At 62.4% G+C, this 18,253-nt stretch carries 20 protein-coding genes and 1 pseudogene; 12 read left to right on the top strand and 9 right to left on the bottom strand.

Going from position 1 to position 18,253, the window contains the following annotated elements; translation table 11 throughout:
• Positions 1–283: 283 nt before the first annotated feature.
• The 5 genes from DH08_RS08355 to DH08_RS08335 all read right to left on the bottom strand — a co-directional run bounded on the left by DH08_RS08355 (position 284) and on the right by DH08_RS08335 (position 2,427).
• Positions 284–574 (bottom strand): hypothetical protein, encoded by a 291-nt coding sequence (locus DH08_RS08355; protein WP_192178866.1) that lies wholly within the window; start codon positions 572–574, stop codon positions 284–286.
• A 72-nt stretch (positions 575–646) separates the two neighbouring features.
• Positions 647–1,252, bottom strand: a complete 606-nt coding sequence (locus DH08_RS08350; RefSeq protein ID WP_192178865.1) for an ATP-dependent Clp protease proteolytic subunit — start codon at positions 1,250–1,252, stop codon at positions 647–649.
• 22 nt (positions 1,253–1,274) lie between these two features.
• Complete coding sequence (locus DH08_RS08345; protein WP_192178864.1) at positions 1,275–1,745, bottom strand: SRPBCC family protein; 471 nt, start codon at positions 1,743–1,745, stop codon at positions 1,275–1,277.
• Positions 1,742–2,056 (bottom strand): ArsR/SmtB family transcription factor, encoded by a 315-nt coding sequence (locus tag DH08_RS08340; RefSeq protein ID WP_192178863.1) that lies wholly within the window; start codon positions 2,054–2,056, stop codon positions 1,742–1,744. Before DH08_RS08340 ends, DH08_RS08345 begins: the two co-directional genes overlap by 4 nt.
• Before the next feature lie 44 nt (positions 2,057–2,100).
• On the bottom strand, positions 2,101–2,427 hold the full coding sequence (locus DH08_RS08335; protein WP_210328573.1) for a cupin domain-containing protein: 327 nt from the start codon (positions 2,425–2,427) through the stop codon (positions 2,101–2,103).
• A 278-nt stretch (positions 2,428–2,705) separates the two neighbouring features.
• On the opposite strand from DH08_RS08335, the gene ssb reads away from it, so the two are divergent.
• From ssb to DH08_RS36170, 9 genes are all read left to right on the top strand, one after another.
• A complete protein-coding gene (gene ssb, locus DH08_RS08330) occupies positions 2,706–3,227 on the top strand; it encodes a single-stranded DNA-binding protein (protein ID WP_192178862.1) in 522 nt (173 codons plus the stop codon).
• A 27-nt stretch (positions 3,228–3,254) separates the two neighbouring features.
• Entirely contained in the window at positions 3,255–3,653 is a 399-nt protein-coding gene (locus tag DH08_RS08325; protein WP_192178861.1) for a DUF2306 domain-containing protein, read from the top strand.
• Positions 3,654–3,682: 29 nt separating this feature from the next.
• Positions 3,683–4,099 carry an OsmC family protein gene (locus DH08_RS08320; protein ID WP_192178860.1) on the top strand — a complete coding sequence of 139 codons (417 nt, stop codon included), beginning with the start codon at positions 3,683–3,685 and terminating at the stop codon, positions 4,097–4,099.
• Between the two features lie 261 nt (positions 4,100–4,360).
• Positions 4,361–5,083 (top strand): hypothetical protein, encoded by a 723-nt coding sequence (locus tag DH08_RS08315; RefSeq protein WP_192178859.1) that lies wholly within the window; start codon positions 4,361–4,363, stop codon positions 5,081–5,083.
• 424 nt (positions 5,084–5,507) lie between these two features.
• Positions 5,508–5,945, top strand: a complete 438-nt coding sequence (locus tag DH08_RS08310; protein ID WP_192178858.1) for a hypothetical protein — start codon at positions 5,508–5,510, stop codon at positions 5,943–5,945.
• Between the two features lie 142 nt (positions 5,946–6,087).
• Complete coding sequence (locus tag DH08_RS08305; RefSeq protein ID WP_345892369.1) at positions 6,088–7,923, top strand: type I secretion system permease/ATPase; 1,836 nt, start codon at positions 6,088–6,090, stop codon at positions 7,921–7,923.
• Positions 7,924–7,985: 62 nt separating this feature from the next.
• Positions 7,986–9,653, top strand: a complete 1,668-nt coding sequence (locus DH08_RS08300; protein WP_192178856.1) for an HlyD family type I secretion periplasmic adaptor subunit — start codon at positions 7,986–7,988, stop codon at positions 9,651–9,653.
• 2 nt (positions 9,654–9,655) lie between these two features.
• Positions 9,656–10,693 (top strand): hypothetical protein, encoded by a 1,038-nt coding sequence (locus DH08_RS08295; RefSeq protein ID WP_192178855.1) that lies wholly within the window; start codon positions 9,656–9,658, stop codon positions 10,691–10,693.
• Positions 10,694–10,861: 168 nt separating this feature from the next.
• On the top strand, positions 10,862–11,656 hold the full coding sequence (locus tag DH08_RS36170; protein ID WP_246800736.1) for a response regulator transcription factor: 795 nt from the start codon (positions 10,862–10,864) through the stop codon (positions 11,654–11,656).
• A 105-nt stretch (positions 11,657–11,761) separates the two neighbouring features.
• On the opposite strand, the gene DH08_RS08285 is transcribed toward DH08_RS36170, so the two are convergent.
• The 3 genes and pseudogenes from DH08_RS08285 to DH08_RS08275 form a co-directional block, all read right to left on the bottom strand.
• On the bottom strand, positions 11,762–12,391 hold the full coding sequence (locus DH08_RS08285; RefSeq protein WP_120016114.1) for a MarC family protein: 630 nt from the start codon (positions 12,389–12,391) through the stop codon (positions 11,762–11,764).
• A 94-nt stretch (positions 12,392–12,485) separates the two neighbouring features.
• Positions 12,486–12,861, bottom strand: a pseudogene (locus DH08_RS08280) (VOC family protein).
• A 32-nt stretch (positions 12,862–12,893) separates the two neighbouring features.
• Complete coding sequence (locus tag DH08_RS08275; protein WP_192178854.1) at positions 12,894–13,424, bottom strand: hypothetical protein; 531 nt, start codon at positions 13,422–13,424, stop codon at positions 12,894–12,896.
• Positions 13,425–13,510: 86 nt separating this feature from the next.
• Between DH08_RS08275 and DH08_RS08270 the strand changes: the two genes are divergently transcribed.
• Positions 13,511–14,338 (top strand): helix-turn-helix transcriptional regulator, encoded by an 828-nt coding sequence (locus DH08_RS08270; protein WP_192178853.1) that lies wholly within the window; start codon positions 13,511–13,513, stop codon positions 14,336–14,338.
• 178 nt (positions 14,339–14,516) lie between these two features.
• Complete coding sequence (gene gyrA, locus DH08_RS08265) at positions 14,517–17,312, top strand: DNA gyrase subunit A (RefSeq protein WP_192178852.1); 2,796 nt, start codon at positions 14,517–14,519, stop codon at positions 17,310–17,312.
• A 60-nt stretch (positions 17,313–17,372) separates the two neighbouring features.
• Here the strand turns inward: gyrA and DH08_RS08260 are convergent, their stop codons facing one another.
• A complete protein-coding gene (locus DH08_RS08260; RefSeq protein WP_192178851.1) occupies positions 17,373–17,525 on the bottom strand; it encodes a hypothetical protein in 153 nt (50 codons plus the stop codon).
• Positions 17,526–17,719: 194 nt separating this feature from the next.
• Here DH08_RS08260 and coaD point away from each other — a divergent pair, with 194 nt between their 5' ends.
• Entirely contained in the window at positions 17,720–18,220 is a 501-nt protein-coding gene (gene coaD / locus DH08_RS08255; protein WP_192178850.1) for a pantetheine-phosphate adenylyltransferase, read from the top strand.
• Positions 18,221–18,253 lie beyond the last annotated feature (33 nt).

Below are 18,253 nucleotides of genomic sequence, written 5' to 3'. Positions count from 1 at the left end.
CCTTGAGGCTCCACATATGGCTGGAGCCGCGGCAGGCATAAGTGCCTGGGTTGGCGTGAGCGTCGACCCGACAAACCGTGACCTGCCGATCCCCTGACAATCAGAGACCACTGGTCGGATCGTCGGCTGAATGCCGCGAAGCATCCGAAATCAAAGTCGGTATAACACTACCGGCAGATTGGATTTTAGATCCATAAAAAGCCCCGTCCGTTTGCGGAAGCAGCGGCGGGGCTGCTCGTTTGAGGGGTGTGCAAAGCCGACTGATGCTGCCGTTGAACGAGAGCTACCGGTTGGATGGCTTGATCGCGCCGGCGCCAACATCGACCGTGATGCTGCCGGAAATCCTGACGTCGGTGTCGCCGATCTTGAACTGGCCGTTGCCGCTGGCAGGCAGCGCGTCGTCGGGTTCGGGTTCCGGGGCCGGCTTGGCGATGCGATAGTCGCCGGTCACGCCGGGAAGGGCGCCTTTCTGGGTCGAGCTGTCGTCGGCAAAGGCGGCTCCAGCCAGCATGCTGGCGCCGGCCAAGGCGGCGGTGACGGTGCAAACAAGTCTGGAAAGGCGGATGTCGGTCATCCCCGAACTATAGTGTCGCGCCGCTGGCGAGGCCAGACCGGCGCGATCAAATTGCCGCGCGCCCGCTGCTCCTCAAGCAGCCTTCTTGCGGGTGTCGAAAACATGGTCGACGAGACCCCACGCCTTCGCCTCGTCGGCGGTCATGAAATAATCGCGGTCGAGCGTGCGCTCGACCTCCTCGTAAGTACGCCCGCAATGATGCGCATAAAGCTCGGTCATCCGCCGCTTGGTGCGCAATATGCCCTCGGCGTGGCGCTGGATGTCGGAAGCCTGGCCCTGGAAGCCGCCCAGCGGCTGATGCAGCACGATGCTGGTGTTGGGCAGGGCAATGCGCCGCCCCGGCGTGCCGGCCATCAGCAGGAACGAAGCCATCGAGGCGGCAAAGCCCATGCAGACGGTCGATACCGGGCAGGAGATGTACTGCATCGTGTCGTAGATGGCGAAGCCGCTGGTCACCACGCCGCCCGGCGAGTTGATGTAGAGCGATATCTCCTTCTCGGGATTGTCGGATTCCAGCGACAGAAGCTGGGCGCAGACCAGCGCCGATACGCCGTCGTTGATCTCTCCGTTGATGAAGACGATGCGTTCGCGCAGCAGCCGCGAAAAAATGTCGAAAGCGCGTTCGCCGCGGCTCGATTGCTCGATCACCATCGGCACCAGATTGGCAAGGCCGCTCATCTTTTTTCTCCGATTTCCCTGTTCAGGCCGCGCGCAGCAGCATGTACGGCGCATTCGCAGCGACAGGCAGTTTGGATTGGGGTGCATCGAGCGACAGCCGGCAGCCGGCGCCTGCCATGGCGAGCACAGGCGTTGCTGCCCGGGCGAACCCGTCATGGACAACACGCAGATGCGTGCCGCCCGAAATCGTACGGTCGAGGGTAAACGTGACGATGCTGTCGAGCGTTTGGCTGGCATCGTCCGGCTCCGGCCGTTCGCGCCAGGAATAGCGCAGCAGCCTGCCGGGCTCAGCATCGAGGACTTCGCAATCGATCGGCGCGTCCGGCCCGGCAAAGGCAAAGCGGCGGCCGATCTCGGGCTTGATGTCGTTGGGCATCATCCAGGCCGCGAGCAGCTTCGGCTCGGTCAGCGCGCGCCACACTTTCTCCGGCGGTTCCGGCAATTCGCATTCGAATTCGAGCAAGTCCGCAGCACTTTTCGCATGCTTTGTCATGGGTCCATGTCCTTCAAAACAGCCTTCAGCCTTTCGATGCGCTCCGGCCAGAACGCACGATAGCGCTCGATCCAGCCGAGCAGCGGGTCGAGCCCTTGCGGATCGGCGCGGTAGTAAGCGTTGCGGCCGGCCCGCCGTTCGGTGACTAGGCCGGCGCCGCGAAGCACCGCCAGATGCTGCGAGACCGCCGGCTGCGACACGGTCATGCCGGTGCGCAGTTCCGACACCGTCATCTCGCTGGCGGCAAGCCGCTCAAAGACGGCACGGCGCGTCGGGTCGGCAAGGGCGCGAAAAATCTCTGCTTCGATCATGGTCAAAGCATAAGTGGATACTTATTGGTTTGGCAAGTGCTGTTTTATGGCGCCGCCGGAAGCCAGCGTCTCACCGGCTCGGCAGATCCGTCAAAAATTGCCTCAAAGATTGGCGACGCCAGCACGGCATGGATGTGAAGCGTCTCGGTGCCGACGTTTCGAAAACCGTGTTTCCTCTCCGCGGGCACAAGAAGCGACTGTCCCGCCGTCAGCGTCATGCGGTCGTCGTCGATCCACATTTCGGCGGTTCCGCTGAGGACGGTAAGCACCTCCTCGACCGAGTGCCAATGTGTCGGAGCCCCAACCCCCGGCTGAACCCATTGTTCAAACAGGCAGAGCTGGCTGGCACCGTTGCCGGCGGAAACCTGCATCCGGGTTTCCACGCCCGCCCGCCATTGCTCTCGCGGGTGATCCATATGTGCGATGACTCTCATTCGCAGCCGCCGCCCTTTCGATCCCGACATATTCGCAATTTTAAACAGGCACCCTACCTCTTGCTGACATTCCTTGACAGCCGGGAGTGACAAGAATAGAACAAAAAAAGAACAAAAACCTTGTGGGAAAAGGCAGCCACAGCAGGCGGGGATTGACCGTAGCCTGTAAGGTGCGGTCGGCAAAAATTTGTTTCGGATGAGCGCGGAGAAGTATGATGGCGGGTAGCATCAACAAGGTCATTCTGGTGGGCAATCTCGGGGCGGACCCTGAAATCCGTCGCCTGAATTCGGGTGAGCCGGTCGTCAACATCCGCATCGCCACGTCGGAAAGCTGGCGCGACAAGAATTCCGGCGAGCGCAAGGAAAAGACCGAGTGGCACAACGTCGTCATCTTCAACGACCAGATCGCCAAGGTCGCCGAGCAGTATCTGAAGAAGGGCATGAAGGTCTATGTCGAGGGCCAGTTGCAGACGCGCAAATGGCAGGACCAGACCGGCAATGACCGCTATACGACCGAAATCGTGCTGCAGAAATTCCGCGGTGAATTGCAGATGCTCGACGCGCGCGGCGAGGGCGGCGGCCAGGTCGGCAACTATGCCGGCGGCGGCAACAGCAGCCGTGGTTCCGATTTCGGCCAGTCCGGCCCGAACGAAGGTTTCAGCCGCGGCGGCGGTGGCGCCAAGGGCGGTGGCGGCGGCGGTTCGTCGCGCGAGCTAGACGACGAAATCCCGTTCTGAGGCCAATCGACTGCAGGAGAGGGCGCCATGTCGCTGGGACCGCTGCTTACCGCGCCCCCTCCAATTCCCTGGCATGCCTTCGCTGCCTTTGCCGCATTGGTGACCGGCGCTACGCAGCTGGCGCTGCCCAAGGGCACGACGCGCCATCGCGTCGTCGGCTATGTCTGGGCGGCGCTGATGCTTGTCATCGCTATCTCGAGTTTCTGGATCCAGGAGATACGCCTTGTCGGCCCTTTCAGCCCAATCCATCTGCTGTCGATCCTGGTGCTGGTCACCGTGCCGCTGGCGGTGTGGTATGCGCACAGCCATAAGGTCACCGCGCATCGTGGCGCCATGATCAAACTCTATGTTTTCGCGCTGATCGGCGCCGGCATCTTCACGCTGCTGCCCGGCCGCATCATGCACGCGGTTGTGTTCGGCCAGTAGTCAGCGATGCGCTTGCAGGGAAGAAACCAGTGAAAGCACGCGTGAAATGGGTCGAGGAACGTACCTTTGTCGGCGGGTCCGGCAGCGGCCACAAGGTCGTGCTGGGCACCGCTTTTGGCTCGGAAGGCAGGACACCGGGTCCGAGCCCGATGGAACTGCTGCTGATCGGCACCGGCGGCTGCTCGGCCTATGACGTCGTCCATATCCTCGAAAAGGGCCGCGAGGCGGTCGAGGACTGCGTCGTCGAGCTCGATGCCGAGCGAGCCGAGACCGAGCCAAGAGTATTCACCCGCATCCACATGCACTTCATCGTCAAGGGCCGCGCGCTCTCACGCGACAAGGTGAAGCGGGCGATTGATCTCTCGATCGAGAAATACTGCTCGGCGACCGCGATGATGGCCAAGACGGCTGAAGTCACGCACGATTTCGAGGTGGTCGACACCTAGCGCTGGCGGTTTGCCACGTGAGGTGAAGCCGTGTCCTGGAACCCTTCGAATTCATGGGACATCCGGAATTGCCATACGGGTTAGTCGCAACGAGTGATGCCGCCAGGAACGGCGTGACTTCAGACGCTACTGGCTAATGCCCCAGGGGTTCCATCGTTGCTTCCTGCGCCGCGGGCTTCACCCGACTTGGCGTCTATCACTGCGTTTCAGAAGATGGGATGCTGGGCCGCTGACGCCGACTATGCACCATGGAGGCGCACAATGGAGCCCGACGAGAAGGCCAAAAACGACACCACGGTTGGTGACCACTCGGAAGAGAATGGGGCCGCCGACGTCACCGCATCCGACGAAGAACGCGACATCTCCGAACGTAAGGCCGCGGATCCACGTGACGTCGATATCGGCGTGAACCAGGCCTCGAAGGCTGGCGACGATGTCGATATGGCGGTGTCGATCATCGGTTCGAGCCCCGCCATCGTCAAACTCGATGCAGAGGTCGATCAGAAGGGCGAAATGGACCAGGACGCGGAGATCGCGAGCGAGACGGGCGATTCCGGCGGTCGGGAAATCGACGTCGCGGCCGAACAGAGGCCCGAGGTCGATCAGAGAATCGAAGTCGATGTCGAAGTCAGCGAAGATGACGGGATCATCATCGTCGAGATCGATGCGGAGGTGGAAGACGATGTCGAAATCGAGAGCGATCTGGATGTCGACGTGGACGATGACGATGAAGACAGCCTCGAAGCCGAGATCGACCAGGAAACCGAAACTGACGGAAACGTCGATGTCGATGTGGAGATCCGCGATGACCTCGACGCCGAGGTCGGTGTAGACATCGCCGCCCTCATCAAGACCGCCTTGCTTGGCGCCGTCGATGTCGCGGAGAAGGATGACGCGACCGACATCGATGTCGACTTGTATGAGAAGGCTGCCGCCGATGGAGATGTCGGGGTCATCGTCGACTTGAGCGACATCGACGCCTGAGGTTTTCATGGCCTGAGCAATTCCAGGAAAAGTGCGTAGCGGTTTTCCGTCCGGAATTGCGTAAAAACAAATACTTAAGAGCAGGTCAGCTTCATCAAAAGCTGAACCGCTCTATGGGGAAGAAAGCCGGGGTTCGCCCCGGCTTTCTTCGTGCTTTCGGCTCGCACGGCAGCAACGCTTCGACTTTGGGCTACCCGGAGCGGTCCACCTGTTTGGGTCGTCCATCATCCATAAGGACGAGCCAACTTGCATTGGGAATTGCCGTTTGGGCCGAATGCTCATTGGTAACTATTTTCCGCAGCGCGAAACAGGGATGCTTGCTGCATCGGCGGGGTTTCAGGATCCAAATGGATCGTCGCCGTCGGTCCGCTCCGCAAGCAAGCGCTCGCCAGGGCGGCTGTCCTCGAACAGGGAGGGTGAACCCTTGTCTAAGAAAGCTTACGGCAAATTTGATCCGACCCAATTCAACATCGACGTCGATGCCGACATCGATCAGAAGCTCGATCAGGACCAGGATCAGGACGTGGACGTCGATACCGACCAGGACTCCGACGTCGATATCGACAACGAAAATTATGCGGACATCGACAACAAGACCGACCAGGACGCAGACACCGACAACGACGCCAAGGCTGATGCCGATGCCGACGCCGACGACAAGAGCGATGCGGACGCCAAGGCCGACGCGGACGCCGACGGCGACGCCGACAATGACAACGACACCGACATCAAGGTCGATCAAGACAACGACAACGACGTGGATGTCGACCAGAAACAGCGCGTCGACGTCGATGTCGACCAGGACCAATACGCCAAACAGGACGCCGACATAGACGTACACTTCGACTTCGATTTCGCCTGATAAGTCTTGCTCGCAAGGGGCGCCCGGATCTCATCCGGGCGCTTCCCGAGGCTGCCTGCAGCGGGTGCTGGCCGGGGAGCGCGGCCTCGGGCTGGTCCCATCTGCCGGCGCTAGGCCGCCACTTTGACGCCCTCGCGGAGACATGTCAGCCATGAGTTTCTCCAAGGCCTTTGCAACGACCGACGTCGAGCGCGCATTCCATCATTGCAAGGTCTCGCTGCTCCTGGTTTTCGTGCTCAGCTTCTTCGTCAACCTGCTCGCTCTGACGGTCCCTCTCTATCTCCTGCATGTCTATGATCATGTCCTGTCGAGCCACAGTCTCGACACGCTGGTCATGCTGACTGGGATCGTGATCGTGGCGCTGGCGGTGCACGCAACGCTCGAAGCCCTGCGCCGCGCGATCCTCGCCCGGATCGGCGTCTGGCTCGACGACCGGCTTCAGACCTCCGTTCTTGTCGCGGCTGTCCAGTCGGCCTTGCGTAGCGATCCGGCCGCGGCGGCGCAGGCCTGGCGTGATATCGGTGGCCTGCGCTCCTTCTTCGGCGGCAGCGCCTGCACCTCTCTGTTCGATCTGCCCTGGACGCCGATCTTCATTCTGGCAATGATCATAGTGCATCCACTTCTCGGCCTGATCGGCCTTGTCGCGTCGGTTGTCCTGTTCGGGCTAGCGCTGCTCAACGAGATAGCGACTCGCAAGCCGTTCGCCCGCTCCAGTGCCGCCTGGGCGGAGAGCCAGCACCGGTTCGAGGCGCTCCTGCGCAATGTCGAGGTCATCAGCGCCATGGGCATGCTACCGGGGGTGGCCCGCCTGCTGAATGACGATCAGTCACAGGCGAAAGAGGCCCAGCTCTCCGCCGCCGCACGCGCCAACGTCATCCAGTCCCTCGCTCGCTTCGTGCGGCTACTCGCCCAGGTCATCGTCATGGCCTGTGCAGCCTGGCTCGTGATCCTGCAGGATGTCAGCCCTGCGGCGATCTTTGCGACGTCGATCCTGCTCGGGCGGTCCCTGGCGCCGGTTGAGGCCGCCATCGGCACCTGGAAGGCGGTTTCGAGCGTGCGCCTGGGCTACGGCCGTCTCAGGAAGATCATGGCTGCTGCGCCACAGCCGCGAAAAGCCATGGAACTGCCACGCCCCAATGGGCAGTTGTCCGTTGAACAGGTGACCTTCCTGCCGCCAGGCGCGAACACGGCGGCGTTGCGCCGGCTGAGCTTTGTGGTCAACCCGGGGGAGATCCTGGGAGTGATCGGTCCGTCCGGAGCCGGAAAGTCGACCCTTGGACGTCTTATCTCAGGCACGATCGCTCCGACTGCCGGGCATGTGCGCCTTGACAGCGCGGACATGGGAATCTGGCTGGCCGCCGGCGGTCACCGGCACTTCGGATACCTTCCGCAAGACATCGAAATCTTCGGCGGCACTGTTCGGGAGAACATAGCCCGCCTGCAGGATGCGTCGGCCGATGAGGTGATCGCAGCCGCTGCCATGGTGGGATTTCACGACACGATCATGCGGCTTCCGCTGGGCTATGAGACCGACATCGGCGAGGGCGGCATGAGGCTGTCCGGCGGGCAGCGGCAGAGGCTTGGCCTTGCGAGGGCATTCTTCGGACATCCCCGCGTCATCGTGCTGGACGAACCGAACGCCAGCCTCGATTTCGAAGGCGAAGAGGCCTTGCGGCAGGCGATCCAGGAGATGCGTCGGCGGGGATCGACGATCATCATCATTGCCCAACGTCTTCGCGTGCTGAACATGTCCGACAAGGTTCTGGTGCTCGACAATGGCATGATGAACGCCTTCGGGAACCGCCGGGACGTCGCCGGCAAGATCAAGAACGTGCGCGCCGCCGTTCCGACCGGGCAACAACAGATCATCACGACCCGCAGCAGCGTCAGGCAACTGGGCCGTGAGGGCGTCCCGGAGCCTGCACGGCACAAGGCAGCGAAGAGGTCCGTTCCAGGGGAGCAATCCGGCGTGTCGTGAAACACTCAAAGCACATAGTCGAGCTCTACCTTGCGTCCCTCCTCTCGCAGTGGTCAGGCACGATGCGCCGTGCGCGCCTGATCGGCGCGATGGTCCTGGCGGACGTCGGCATTTTCATGGTCGGCTTCGGCGCCGCCTTCTTTCGATGGCTGGAATCGACGCAGGAGTCCATCAAACCAAGGGTGCCATCAGCAAGAACCGCTTTGGCCGGGATCATCGCGAATTTACCTTCGATCGTGCCGGTTGGTGGCCGGTTACGCGCAGGCTGGACGGCATTCGGCGCGGCGATGACCAGGCTCCGAGCAGTCCTGGGAGCAGCCAGCGCCCGGAACGGAGAAAGGAGGCGCTTGAGCAAAGCGCTTCGGGAGGAGCGCGCCGCGATCGGTTGGAACCGCACCGTCACGAATGCGCTTGCTTCTATCCCGACGCCGCCGGCGACACCATTCCATCGCCTGCGTCTGCTTTTCGCCAGCGCCTTTACGGTCGTCGGCGTGTTCATAATCGGCTTCAGCGTCTGGGCGGCCTATGCCCCGTTGGAAAGTGCTGCAATCGCGGCGGGTGCCGTCGAAGCCGAGTCGAGCCGCAAGACCATCCAGCATCTGGAGGGCGGGATCGTCGGACGCATTCTGGTAAACGATGGCGATGAGGTGACCGCCGGCCAATCCCTCATCGGCCTTGACGACACGAAGGCCCGCGCCACCGTCCAGATGCTGCAGATGCAGCTCTGGGATGCGCAGGCCTTGGAGGCACGCCTGGTGGCGGAGCGCGACGACCGGGAGCGCATCCAATTTCCGCAGGACATCGTGGCGGCGGCCCGGCAGTATCCTGCCGCGGCGGGAATAGTCGCTGGGCAGACCCGGATTTTCGACACCCGACGCAGGCTCAATTCATCGCGGATCGACATGATCCAGCGGCGCATAGCCCAGACCGAGCAGGAAATCGCCGGGCTGCGTTTTCAGGCCAATGCGGCCACGTCGCGTGCGGCGATCATCAAGGGAGAGATTGCCGACGTCGCCCCCCTGGTCGCCAAGCGGCTTCTGACGCGGTCGCGTTTGCGGCAGCTGGAACGCGAACAGGCGGAGATCGATGGACGAATCGGCGAGGCAACGTCCCAGATATCACGTGCGGAGCAGGCGGTCGGAGAATCGCAGGCGATGATCTTCAAATTCGAGAGCGACCATCAGAGCGAAGTCGCGCAGAGCCTGCGCGATACCCAGGCCCAGATCCTGCAGTTCGTTGAACGCATTCAGGCGGCAAGCGACGTGCTCGCCCGAACGATAGTTCGCGCGCCCGAGGCTGGCACCATCACCGATCTGCGCATCCATACGACCGGAGGGGTCATCGCCCCCGGCGAGCCGTTGGTAGACCTCGTTCCGAGTGATGACCGCCTTATCGTGCTGGTCCAGGTCAAACCGGAAGATATCGACCTGGTTCGTCCGGGTCTCCCAGCCCGCGTCCGGCTGCTGTCCTACAAGCATCGCCGCGTGCCGCCCGTGGAAGGCGTGCTCACCTATGTCTCCGCAGACCGTTTGGTCGATAGTCAAACGAGGCGGCCCTACTACACCGCCCGTGTCCGGATCACCGAGGCGTCCCTGCGCGCATTGCCGGATGTCGATATCATGCCTGGAATGCCTGTCGAAGTGCTGATCAAGACCGGACAGTTCACGGTAGCCCACTACGCGCTGCGTCCGGTTTTCGACGCCTTCGATCGTGCCTTTCGGGAGGATTGACGATGCATCGCGTCGACCATGGCATTCGGCATCTCCCGCCCGCCATCGTATCCGATCCGGATGAAATCGTCGGACCGGAGATGGCGTTCGCCGGGAGCCTTGCCGACGCTCCCGCGTTGCCGCCCCCAGCCGCCGTACCGGCGACACAACCGGCAGTCGATTTGCCGCCTGTCGCGCAAGACGCCGATTGGGAACCCTCATCGATGCCGATAAAGGGGCCGGCGTCGTCCACCGTCTCCCATGGCGCGCAGGCAGTTGGGGGAGACGCCGAGTGGCCTCATTTCATGCCAATTATGGTGGCCGAGAGCTTCGCGCCGCCAAAACCCCCGGTGGTTGCCCATCGGGACGCGGCCAGCGAATCTGCCCACCCCGAGGAGGGGCAGGAAAGGCTGCCCGAGTTTGAAAGCGATGACGCTCGTCGGCCGCACGACGCCGATGGCGTGCTTTCCCTAGACGACGTCGACAGCATCGACGTCACGCAAGTCGCGCTGGTTGACCAGGACGCCAGCATCATCGTCAACGGCTATGCGGGTGACGTGGTGACGCGCCTGCTGATCGACCAAGACCTGATGATGGACCAGGACGCAGACATCAACTTCACCATAGACGGCGACGGACATTTCGTCGTTCTGCTCGATCAGGACATGAGCATAGACCAGGATGTCCAGATCGACGTCGACATTTTCGACGTCGACGGTGTGCTCTATGTGGATCTTTTCCTGCGTGACACGATCGAGATTGAACAAGACACGGCTGTCGACGCGCGCATCACCGACGGACCTCCTGGCGGCACGGTCGAGGTGAACCAAAGCATCGAGATGGATCAAGATGTGGACATAGACATCGACATCGAGGACGAGCTGGAAGAGCGCTATGTCGTGGATGTGGATGTCCTGGTCAGGCAGACGATCGACGCCGCTCAAAATGCCGTCGTGGACATCAAGGACCGGAATGGGGAGATCGACATGGATCTGGACGCCATCCAGGCGGCGACCGTCGATCAGCAGACCATCGTGCAGGCCGATCTTGTCCTGATCTAGCCCAACCGACATTCATCGAGCTGGCCGCGACCAGCTCGGGTCAGAGACCCCGCTATTCAAACGAATTTGAATCAAATGCGCTCATTCTTAACCATATCCCGAACTAACGGTAGATTAGCCCTCGCTAACGCGATTAGATGCCCTTGGGCGGCAATGACGGGGAAGCGATTGACTCTCTCGTTTTCGGCCGAGCAGAACGGCTTCGCGCACGACCAACCTTCCATCGTCGTGATCGACCACCATCCGCTATGGCGAAGTTGCCTGGCCAGGATCCTTCGCGGCGAGTTCCAGGAGTTCGCCATCCTGGAGATCGAGACCGCGCACCAATGGGATTCCGTCGTCGGCAAACAGATCAGCCTCGTTGCTCTCAACATAGGCAGCTCAACCATTACGGACGAGCGAGTGCTGGAGAACCTCGCCTGCCTTCGTCGATCGCTGCGCGAGGGATATCTCGTGCTCCTCACGGAGGTCGACGAGGCGACTATATCCGATGCGATGATTTCCGAGCTAGCCAGATATGGCGTGAGAGGCTACATCACAGCGTCCGCCTCCGTGGAGATCGCGCTCGCGGCATTTCGGCTTGTGATGGCAGGCGGGATCTATTTTCCACGATCGGTGAGCATGGACTGTTCCGATTGGACGCCGGTTTCACCGGAAAACATTGTGGCCCTGCAACCGGCGGCCACCATGATTGGAATGGCGCCCGAGACGCCTGCCATCGTCAACAAGGCCAGCGCTATATTCACGGAACGCGAGCGACAGGTCATGGCATCCTTGTTGCGCGGCCTGTCGAACAAGGTCATCGCCAGTGAGCTGAACCTGTCGCAGAATACGGTCAAGTCGCATATCTCGCACATCATGCGCAAACTGCATGCGACCAACCGGACCGAAGCGGTGGTTCTCTCCCAGCATGTGGGACCCCATACAAATGGAGGATTGCAGGGGAGCATTTCCGAGGCCTAGCCTCATCTGAACTGCCGAAGCAGCGGCGTTGCAATCGGCCGCCAAGCTTCGGGCGCGTCCTTGGGTTCGGCTATTGAACTGGATCGGACGGCGCCGGAGTTGATTTTACCCCGCCATCAGCGCCTTGATGCCGTCCGCCACGAACTGCACCGCCAGCGCTGCCAGGATGACGCCGAGCAGCCGGGTCAGGATCGAGCGGCCAGTCTGGCCAAGGATGCGGTCGATGCGCTCGGCCAGCACGAACACCAGATAGGTGATGGCGAGACAGACGAAGATGATGCCGACCAGGGCCGCCTGTGCGCCAAAGCCCTGGAACGAGCCTGACAAAAGCACGGTCGCCGAGATCGCGCCGGGACCGGCGATCAGCGGGATCGCCAGCGGGAAGGCGGCGATGTTGTGGATCATGTCCTTGGTGATGGCGACGTCGCCGATCTTCTCCTTGCGGTCCTGCCGCCGCTCGAACACCATTTCGAAGGCGATGAAGAACAGCAGAAAACCGCCGGCGACGCGGAAAGCCGGCAGCGTGATGCCGAACACCGACAGGATCGACGCACCGGCAACGGCAAACAGCGCCATCACCAGGAAGCCGATGGTCGAGGCGCGCACGGAAACCTGCTGGCGCTCCTCGCGGTTCATGCCGCGTGTCACGGCGAGAAAGAGCGGCGCCAGCCCCGGCGGGTCGATGGTCACCAGGATGGTGACGAAGGCGTTGAACAGGCTGTCGAAGCTCGGCATCTTTCACCCCTCCCGCCGGGCAACGCCCGAACCCCTCAATTGGTAGAGCAAAGCAGGGGCGCTGGAAACAGCGCGGGAGGAGGATTTGAGCCGGCTAGCCGGCAGCGCTGCAATAGGCTTCGATGCGGTAGCCATCCGGGTCGATGACGAAGGCGGCATAGTAGTTCTCGCCATAGGCGGCGCGCAGGCCGGGCGCGCCATTGTCGCGGCCGCCTTCACTGAGCGCCGCCTTGTGAAACGCGTCGACGCTTGCACGCGTTGGCGGCGAAGCAGAAATGCAGGCCGGACTTCGCATCCGCCGTCACCGGCCGTGGCGCTTCATTCACCCAGAGCGCCACTGTTTCACCGCCATAGCCAAGCGAGCCGGGCGCCTGGCTGAGGCATGTGTAGCCGAGCGGTTTCAGCGCGGCGTCGTAAAAGTGTTTCGCGGCATTGGCGTCGCGGACGCCGATCGAGACATGGTCAAGCATAGTTTTCTCCATGTTTGCAATTGGTTGGTTGATCAGGCTGGAGTCACGCGGCGCGCCAGGAACTCGACCTCGAGGCGCCAGTCCTCGCTGCCGTCATGCGAACACTCGCCCAGCCAGCGGAACGAGTTTTCGGTGATCCGGAAAAAGCTCCAGCGCACGGAGGAACCGCGGGCGTCGACACCTTTCTGGACGATCGAGTCGCCTTCGGCTCGGCCAAGCTGGCGGCTGAAATACTGGTTGCGCGGGTCGCTCCAGAAAATGTGCCAGACATCGACGCCAGGATCGTAGACGCGCAATGTCGTGCCGCAGAACGTCCATGTGCCGAGGGACGGTGAGGGACCGGCATCGCGCGCGGGCAGGATCCAAACGTCCTGGATCGCCTTGCCTTCCAGGACCCAGCCGAAATGCACCTCGCCGCGCCCGGTAAGCACCGTGCCGTCTTCGAGATGGCGTGTGGCATCGAAAGTCCAGGCGCCGACGAAGCGGCCGTAGAGCTTCAGCTTTTCAGCCAGGCCGGGGTTAGGCCCGTCGCTATGCAGGGCTTCGGTAAGGGGATCGATCATGGTTGCTGCCTCGCTTGTCAGGAGACCGCGACCAATAGGGGCATGGCAGGGTTCTGCGCTTGGGAAAAATTGCTATCTTTCAAGCCATGACAACGAATGAGCTAAACCTTGCATCGGGACAGGGCTGGCACGTGTCCGACGTGGTGTGCACGGCCGGCGCCGGCGACAGCCCGTTCGAGGAAGAGCACCGGACCTTCTGCGTCGCCGCGGTGACTCAAGGCACCTTCCGCTACCGCACGCGGCAGGGCATGGCGATGCTGGCGCCAGGCGCAATCCTGCTCGGCAATCCTGGCGCCTGCTATGAATGCGGCCACGAGCATGGCGCCGGCGACCGCTGCCTCTCCTTCCATTTTGCCCCGGCCTATATGGAAGCCATCGTCGCCGAGGTGCCTGGCGCTAGGCGACTGGGCTTCGGTGCGCCGCGCCTGCCGCCCTTGCCGGCATTGGCGCCTCTGCTGGCGGAAGCGGAGGCTGCGCGCGAGACGGCCGACAGCGATGCATTCGAGGAACTCGGTCTGCGCATTGCCGGCACGGCGGTGGCCGTTGCCGCCGGTACCGCGAATGTTGGCCGTGCGCCGAGCCGCCGCGACCAGAAACGCGTCGCAGAAGCAGTTCGGCGGATCGAGATCGATGGCGACAAGCCGCTGTCGCTCGCTGAACTCGCCGACGGCACGGCGACCAGTCCCTACCATTTCCTGCGCACGTTCAAGCACGTCGCCGGAATGACGCCTTACCAGTTTCTGCTGAAAACCCGGCTGCACCGGGCCGCGGTGCGGCTGCGCACGTCGGACGAGGCGATCTCTGCCATCGCCTTCGAGACCGGCTTCAACGACCTGTCGACCTTCAACCGCCGCTTCCGGCGTGAAATGGGGCAGGCGCCTGGCGCCTATCGCGCCCGTCGGCGGATCGTCTAGCGTTGACCGCTTTGCCCCGGCGGCGGCGAAAAGCGCTTTGGCCATATCGTCGCAATCGACGGTATCCTTTTGAAATCGCCGCCGAAATTGTCTCTGGAAAAGCCGTCGCCGACATTGGAGTTTCGGCCGCGCTTCCTATATAAGCAGCCAGTGATTCCTGACTGGATTGTGACCTGATTTGACCGACCAGAAGACACCGCGCGGCGCCGACGGCGGCCCGACCGGCATCGAGCCGATATCCATCATCGAGGAGATGCAGCGCTCCTATCTCGATTACGCCATGAGCGTGATCGTCAGCCGTGCGCTGCCGGACGTGCGCGACGGCCTGAAGCCGGTGCATCGCCGCATCCTCTATGCCTCGCATGAGAGCGGCTACCACTGGAACCGCAAATATGTGAAATCGGCCCGCCCGGTCGCCGACGTGATGGGTAAATACCATCCGCATGGCGACGCCTCGATCTATGACGCCCTGGTGCGCATGGCGCAGGACTGGTCGCTGCGCGTGCCGCTGATCGACGGACAGGGCAATTTCGGCTCGATCGACGGTGATCCGCCGGCAGCGATGCGTTACACCGAATCGCGCCTGACCAAGGTCGCGCACGAATTGCTCGAGGATATCGACAAGGAAACCGTCGATTTCCAGGACACTTACGATGCGTCGGGCAGCGAGCCGAAGGTGCTGCCGGCACGCTTTCCCAACCTTTTGGTCAACGGCTCCGGCGGCATCGCCGTCGGCATGGCCACCAACATCCCGCCGCACAATCTCGGCGAAGTCTGTAACGGCGCCATTGCCATCATCGACAACCCGGCGATCGACCTGCCGGCGCTGATGGAAATCATCCCCGGGCCGGATTTCCCGACCGGCGGCATCGTGCTCGGCCGCTCCGGCATCTACAGCGCCTATTCGACCGGCCGCGGCTCCATCGTCATGCGCGGCAAGGTCAACATCGAACAGCGCGGCAACGACCGCGAGTCGATCATCATCACCGAGGTTCCCTACCAGGTGAACAAATCGTCGATGATCGAGAAGATGGCCGAACTGGTGCGCGACAAGCGCATCGAGGGCATTTCCGACATCCGCGACGAGAGCGACCGGCAGGGTTACCGCGTCGTCATCGAACTGAAGCGCGACGCCGTCGCCGACGTCATCCTCAACCAGCTTTACCGCTTCACGCCGCTGCAGACCTCGTTCGGCGCCAACATGGTAGCGCTGAATGGCGGCAAACCGGAGGTGATGACGCTGACCGACATGCTGAAGGCGTTTGTGGCTTTCCGCGAGGAGGTGATCACCCGGCGCACCAAATTCCTGCTGCGCAAGGCGCGCGATCGCGCCCATGTGCTGGTCGGTCTCGCCATTGCCGTCGCCAATATCGACGAGGTGATCAAGCTGATCCGCAGCGCGCCGGACCCGCAGACCGCGCGCGAGCAGTTGATGGAGCGGCGCTGGCCGTCCGGCGACGTCGAATCGCTGATCCTGCTGATTGACGATCCGCGCCACCGCATCAACGAGGACGGCACCTACAATCTGTCCGAGGAGCAGGCGCGCGCCATCCTTGAGCTGCGTCTGCAGCGCCTGACCGCGCTCGGCCGCGACGAGATCGCCGACGAATTGAACACAATCGGCGCCGAAATCATCGACTATCTCGACATCCTGTCGTCCCGAGCCCGTGTCCAGCAGATCGTCAAGGACGAGCTTGCCGCCGTGCGCGACGAGTTCGGCACGCCGCGCCGCACCGAGCTCTCCGAGGGCGGGGCGGATATGGAAGACGAGGACCTGATCCAGCGCGAGGACATGGTCGTCACGGTCAGCCATTCCGGCTACATCAAGCGCGTGCCGCTGTCGCTCTACCGGGCGCAGCGCCGCGGCGGCAAGGGCCGCTCCGGCATGTCGACCAAGGAAGAGGATTTCGTCACCCGGCTGTTCGTCGCCAACACGCACACGCCGGTGCTGTTCTTCTCTTCACGCGGCATCGTCTACAAGGAAAAGGTGTGGCGCCTGCCGATCGGCAACCCGCAGTCGCGCGGCAAGGCGCTGATCAACATGCTGCCGCTGGAGCAGGGCGAGCGCATCACCACCATCATGCCGCTGCCCGAGGACGAGACCAGCTGGGGCGAGCTCGACGTGATGTTCGCCACCACGCGCGGCACCGTGCGCCGCAACAAGCTCTCCGACTTCGTCCAGGTCAACCGCAACGGCAAGATCGCCATGAAGCTGGAGGAGGAAGGCGACGAGATCCTCGGCGTCGAGACCTGCACCGACAATGACGACGTGCTTTTGACCGCAAGCTCCGGCCAGTGCATCCGCTTTTCGGTCGGCGACGTGCGCGTCTTCCAGAGCCGAAACTCGGTCGGCGTGCGCGGCATTGCCATGGCCGAGACCGACAGGGTGATTTCCATGGCGGTGATCGAGAATGTCGATGCTCCGCCGGCTGAACGCGCTGCCTATCTCAAGCGAGCGGCGGCCGAACGGCGGCTCGCCGCCGGCATTGCCGCCGGTGAAGAGGAAGAGATCGCGCTGACCAATGAGGAGATCGGCGAAGAGACGGAACTTTCCGACGAGCGCTACGAATTCCTCAAGGCGCATGAGCAGTACGTGCTGACGGTGACCGAATATGGCTACGGCAAGCGCTCGTCGTCCTATGATTTCCGCCTCACCGGGCGCGGCGGCAAGGGCATCCGGGCCACCGACGTCTCGAAAGTGGCCGAGATCGGCCGGCTGGTTGCGACTTTCCCGGTCGGCAATGACGATCAGATCATGCTGGTCTCGGATGGCGGCACGGTCATCCGCGTGCCGGTCGAGGGCATCCGTTTCGCCAGCCGCGCCACCAAAGGCGTGACCATCTTCAATACCGCCGAAGGCGAGAAGGTGGTCTCGGTCGAGCGGATTTCGGAGCCGCAGTCGGACGAGGAAGAGAGCGTCGAGGGTGAGGCGGATACCGCAGGCGGCGACGCCGGTCCGGACAACGCCGAATAGGCCTGGAAACAGCGACGCCGGCCCGATGGGCCGGCGCGGTCGAAAACTCTTCGGCGAGATTCAGAAGTTGCGGTGCGGCTTGCGGGGGCCAAAACCTTCGAAGCGCTTTGTGGTGACCCTGGCGCGAACGCGCTCAGCTTCCTGATGCAGCCCGAATACAGTGGCGATCAGCATGACGACGGTCATTGCGGCGGCTAGCATGTAGATCAGCATGTGCGTGTTCTCCTGCGCCTAATAACGGTTAGATGGGGATTTGGTTTCATCATCTGAAGTGGCAACCTAGTGAACGCTGCGTGAAGCCTTCGTGATCAACGCATTCATCTGTCGTTCATGTCTGCGAAAAGGTTCACGGATGTGATCTCGATCGGATTTGCCTTCCGCCCGCGCGCCCGCTAGAAGCACCAGCCATGACCGAACGCATCGCCCTCTATGCCGGCTCCTTCGACCCGCTGACCAACGGCCATCTCGACGTGCTGAAGGCCTCGCTGGCCGTCGCCGACATCGTCTATGCGGCGATCGGCATCCATCCTGGCAAGAAGCCGCTGTTTTCCTTCGAGGAAAGGGTCAAATTGATAGAGATCGCCACCAAGGCCGAATTCGGCAGTGACGGCGCCCGCATCAGGGTCGTGGCCTTCGACGGGCTGGTCATCGAAGCGGCCAGGAGAGAGGGCGCCTCGATCATGATCCGCGGCCTGCGCGACGGCACCGACCTCGACTATGAGATGCAGATGGCCGGCATGAACGAGACCATGGCGCCGGAACTGCAGACGGTTTTTCTGCCCGCCAGCCCTTCGGTCAGAACCATTACCGCCACACTTGTCCGCCAGATAGCTTCGATGGGAGGCGACATCCGCCCCTTCGTGCCGGCGGCTGTTGCCGGTGCGCTCACCGCCAAATTCGCAAAATAGGTTTATCGGAGAAGACCATGCAGCTGAAAAAGC

The sequence above is a fragment of the Mesorhizobium amorphae genome (assembly GCF_014843845.1).
Taxonomy (GTDB): domain Bacteria; phylum Pseudomonadota; class Alphaproteobacteria; order Rhizobiales; family Rhizobiaceae; genus Mesorhizobium; species Mesorhizobium amorphae_A.
Note: the sequence above shows the minus strand (reverse complement) of the source record. Positions and strands in the feature narration are given on the sequence as shown.

Coding starts and splice junctions, on each gene's coding strand:
- DH08_RS08350 (WP_192178865.1), bottom strand. CDS start 1,252: ATGAGCGGCCTTGCCAATCTGGTGCCGATGGTGATCGAGCAATCGAGC.
- DH08_RS08305 (WP_345892369.1), top strand. CDS start 6,088: ATGTCAGCCATGAGTTTCTCCAAGGCCTTTGCAACGACCGACGTCGAG.
- DH08_RS08345 (WP_192178864.1), bottom strand. CDS start 1,745: ATGACAAAGCATGCGAAAAGTGCTGCGGACTTGCTCGAATTCGAATGC.
- DH08_RS08325 (WP_192178861.1), top strand. CDS start 3,255: ATGTCGCTGGGACCGCTGCTTACCGCGCCCCCTCCAATTCCCTGGCAT.
- DH08_RS08315 (WP_192178859.1), top strand. CDS start 4,361: ATGGAGCCCGACGAGAAGGCCAAAAACGACACCACGGTTGGTGACCAC.
- DH08_RS08335 (WP_210328573.1), bottom strand. CDS start 2,427: ATGCAGGTTTCCGCCGGCAACGGTGCCAGCCAGCTCTGCCTGTTTGAA.
- DH08_RS08275 (WP_192178854.1), bottom strand. CDS start 13,424: ATGATCGATCCCCTTACCGAAGCCCTGCATAGCGACGGGCCTAACCCC.
- DH08_RS08285 (WP_120016114.1), bottom strand. CDS start 12,391: ATGCCGAGCTTCGACAGCCTGTTCAACGCCTTCGTCACCATCCTGGTG.
- ssb (WP_192178862.1), top strand. CDS start 2,706: ATGGCGGGTAGCATCAACAAGGTCATTCTGGTGGGCAATCTCGGGGCG.
- DH08_RS08300 (WP_192178856.1), top strand. CDS start 7,986: ATGCGCCGTGCGCGCCTGATCGGCGCGATGGTCCTGGCGGACGTCGGC.
- DH08_RS08295 (WP_192178855.1), top strand. CDS start 9,656: ATGCATCGCGTCGACCATGGCATTCGGCATCTCCCGCCCGCCATCGTA.
- DH08_RS08270 (WP_192178853.1), top strand. CDS start 13,511: ATGACAACGAATGAGCTAAACCTTGCATCGGGACAGGGCTGGCACGTG.
- DH08_RS08355 (WP_192178866.1), bottom strand. CDS start 574: ATGACCGACATCCGCCTTTCCAGACTTGTTTGCACCGTCACCGCCGCC.
- DH08_RS08340 (WP_192178863.1), bottom strand. CDS start 2,056: ATGATCGAAGCAGAGATTTTTCGCGCCCTTGCCGACCCGACGCGCCGT.
- DH08_RS08260 (WP_192178851.1), bottom strand. CDS start 17,525: ATGCTGATCTACATGCTAGCCGCCGCAATGACCGTCGTCATGCTGATC.
- coaD (WP_192178850.1), top strand. CDS start 17,720: ATGACCGAACGCATCGCCCTCTATGCCGGCTCCTTCGACCCGCTGACC.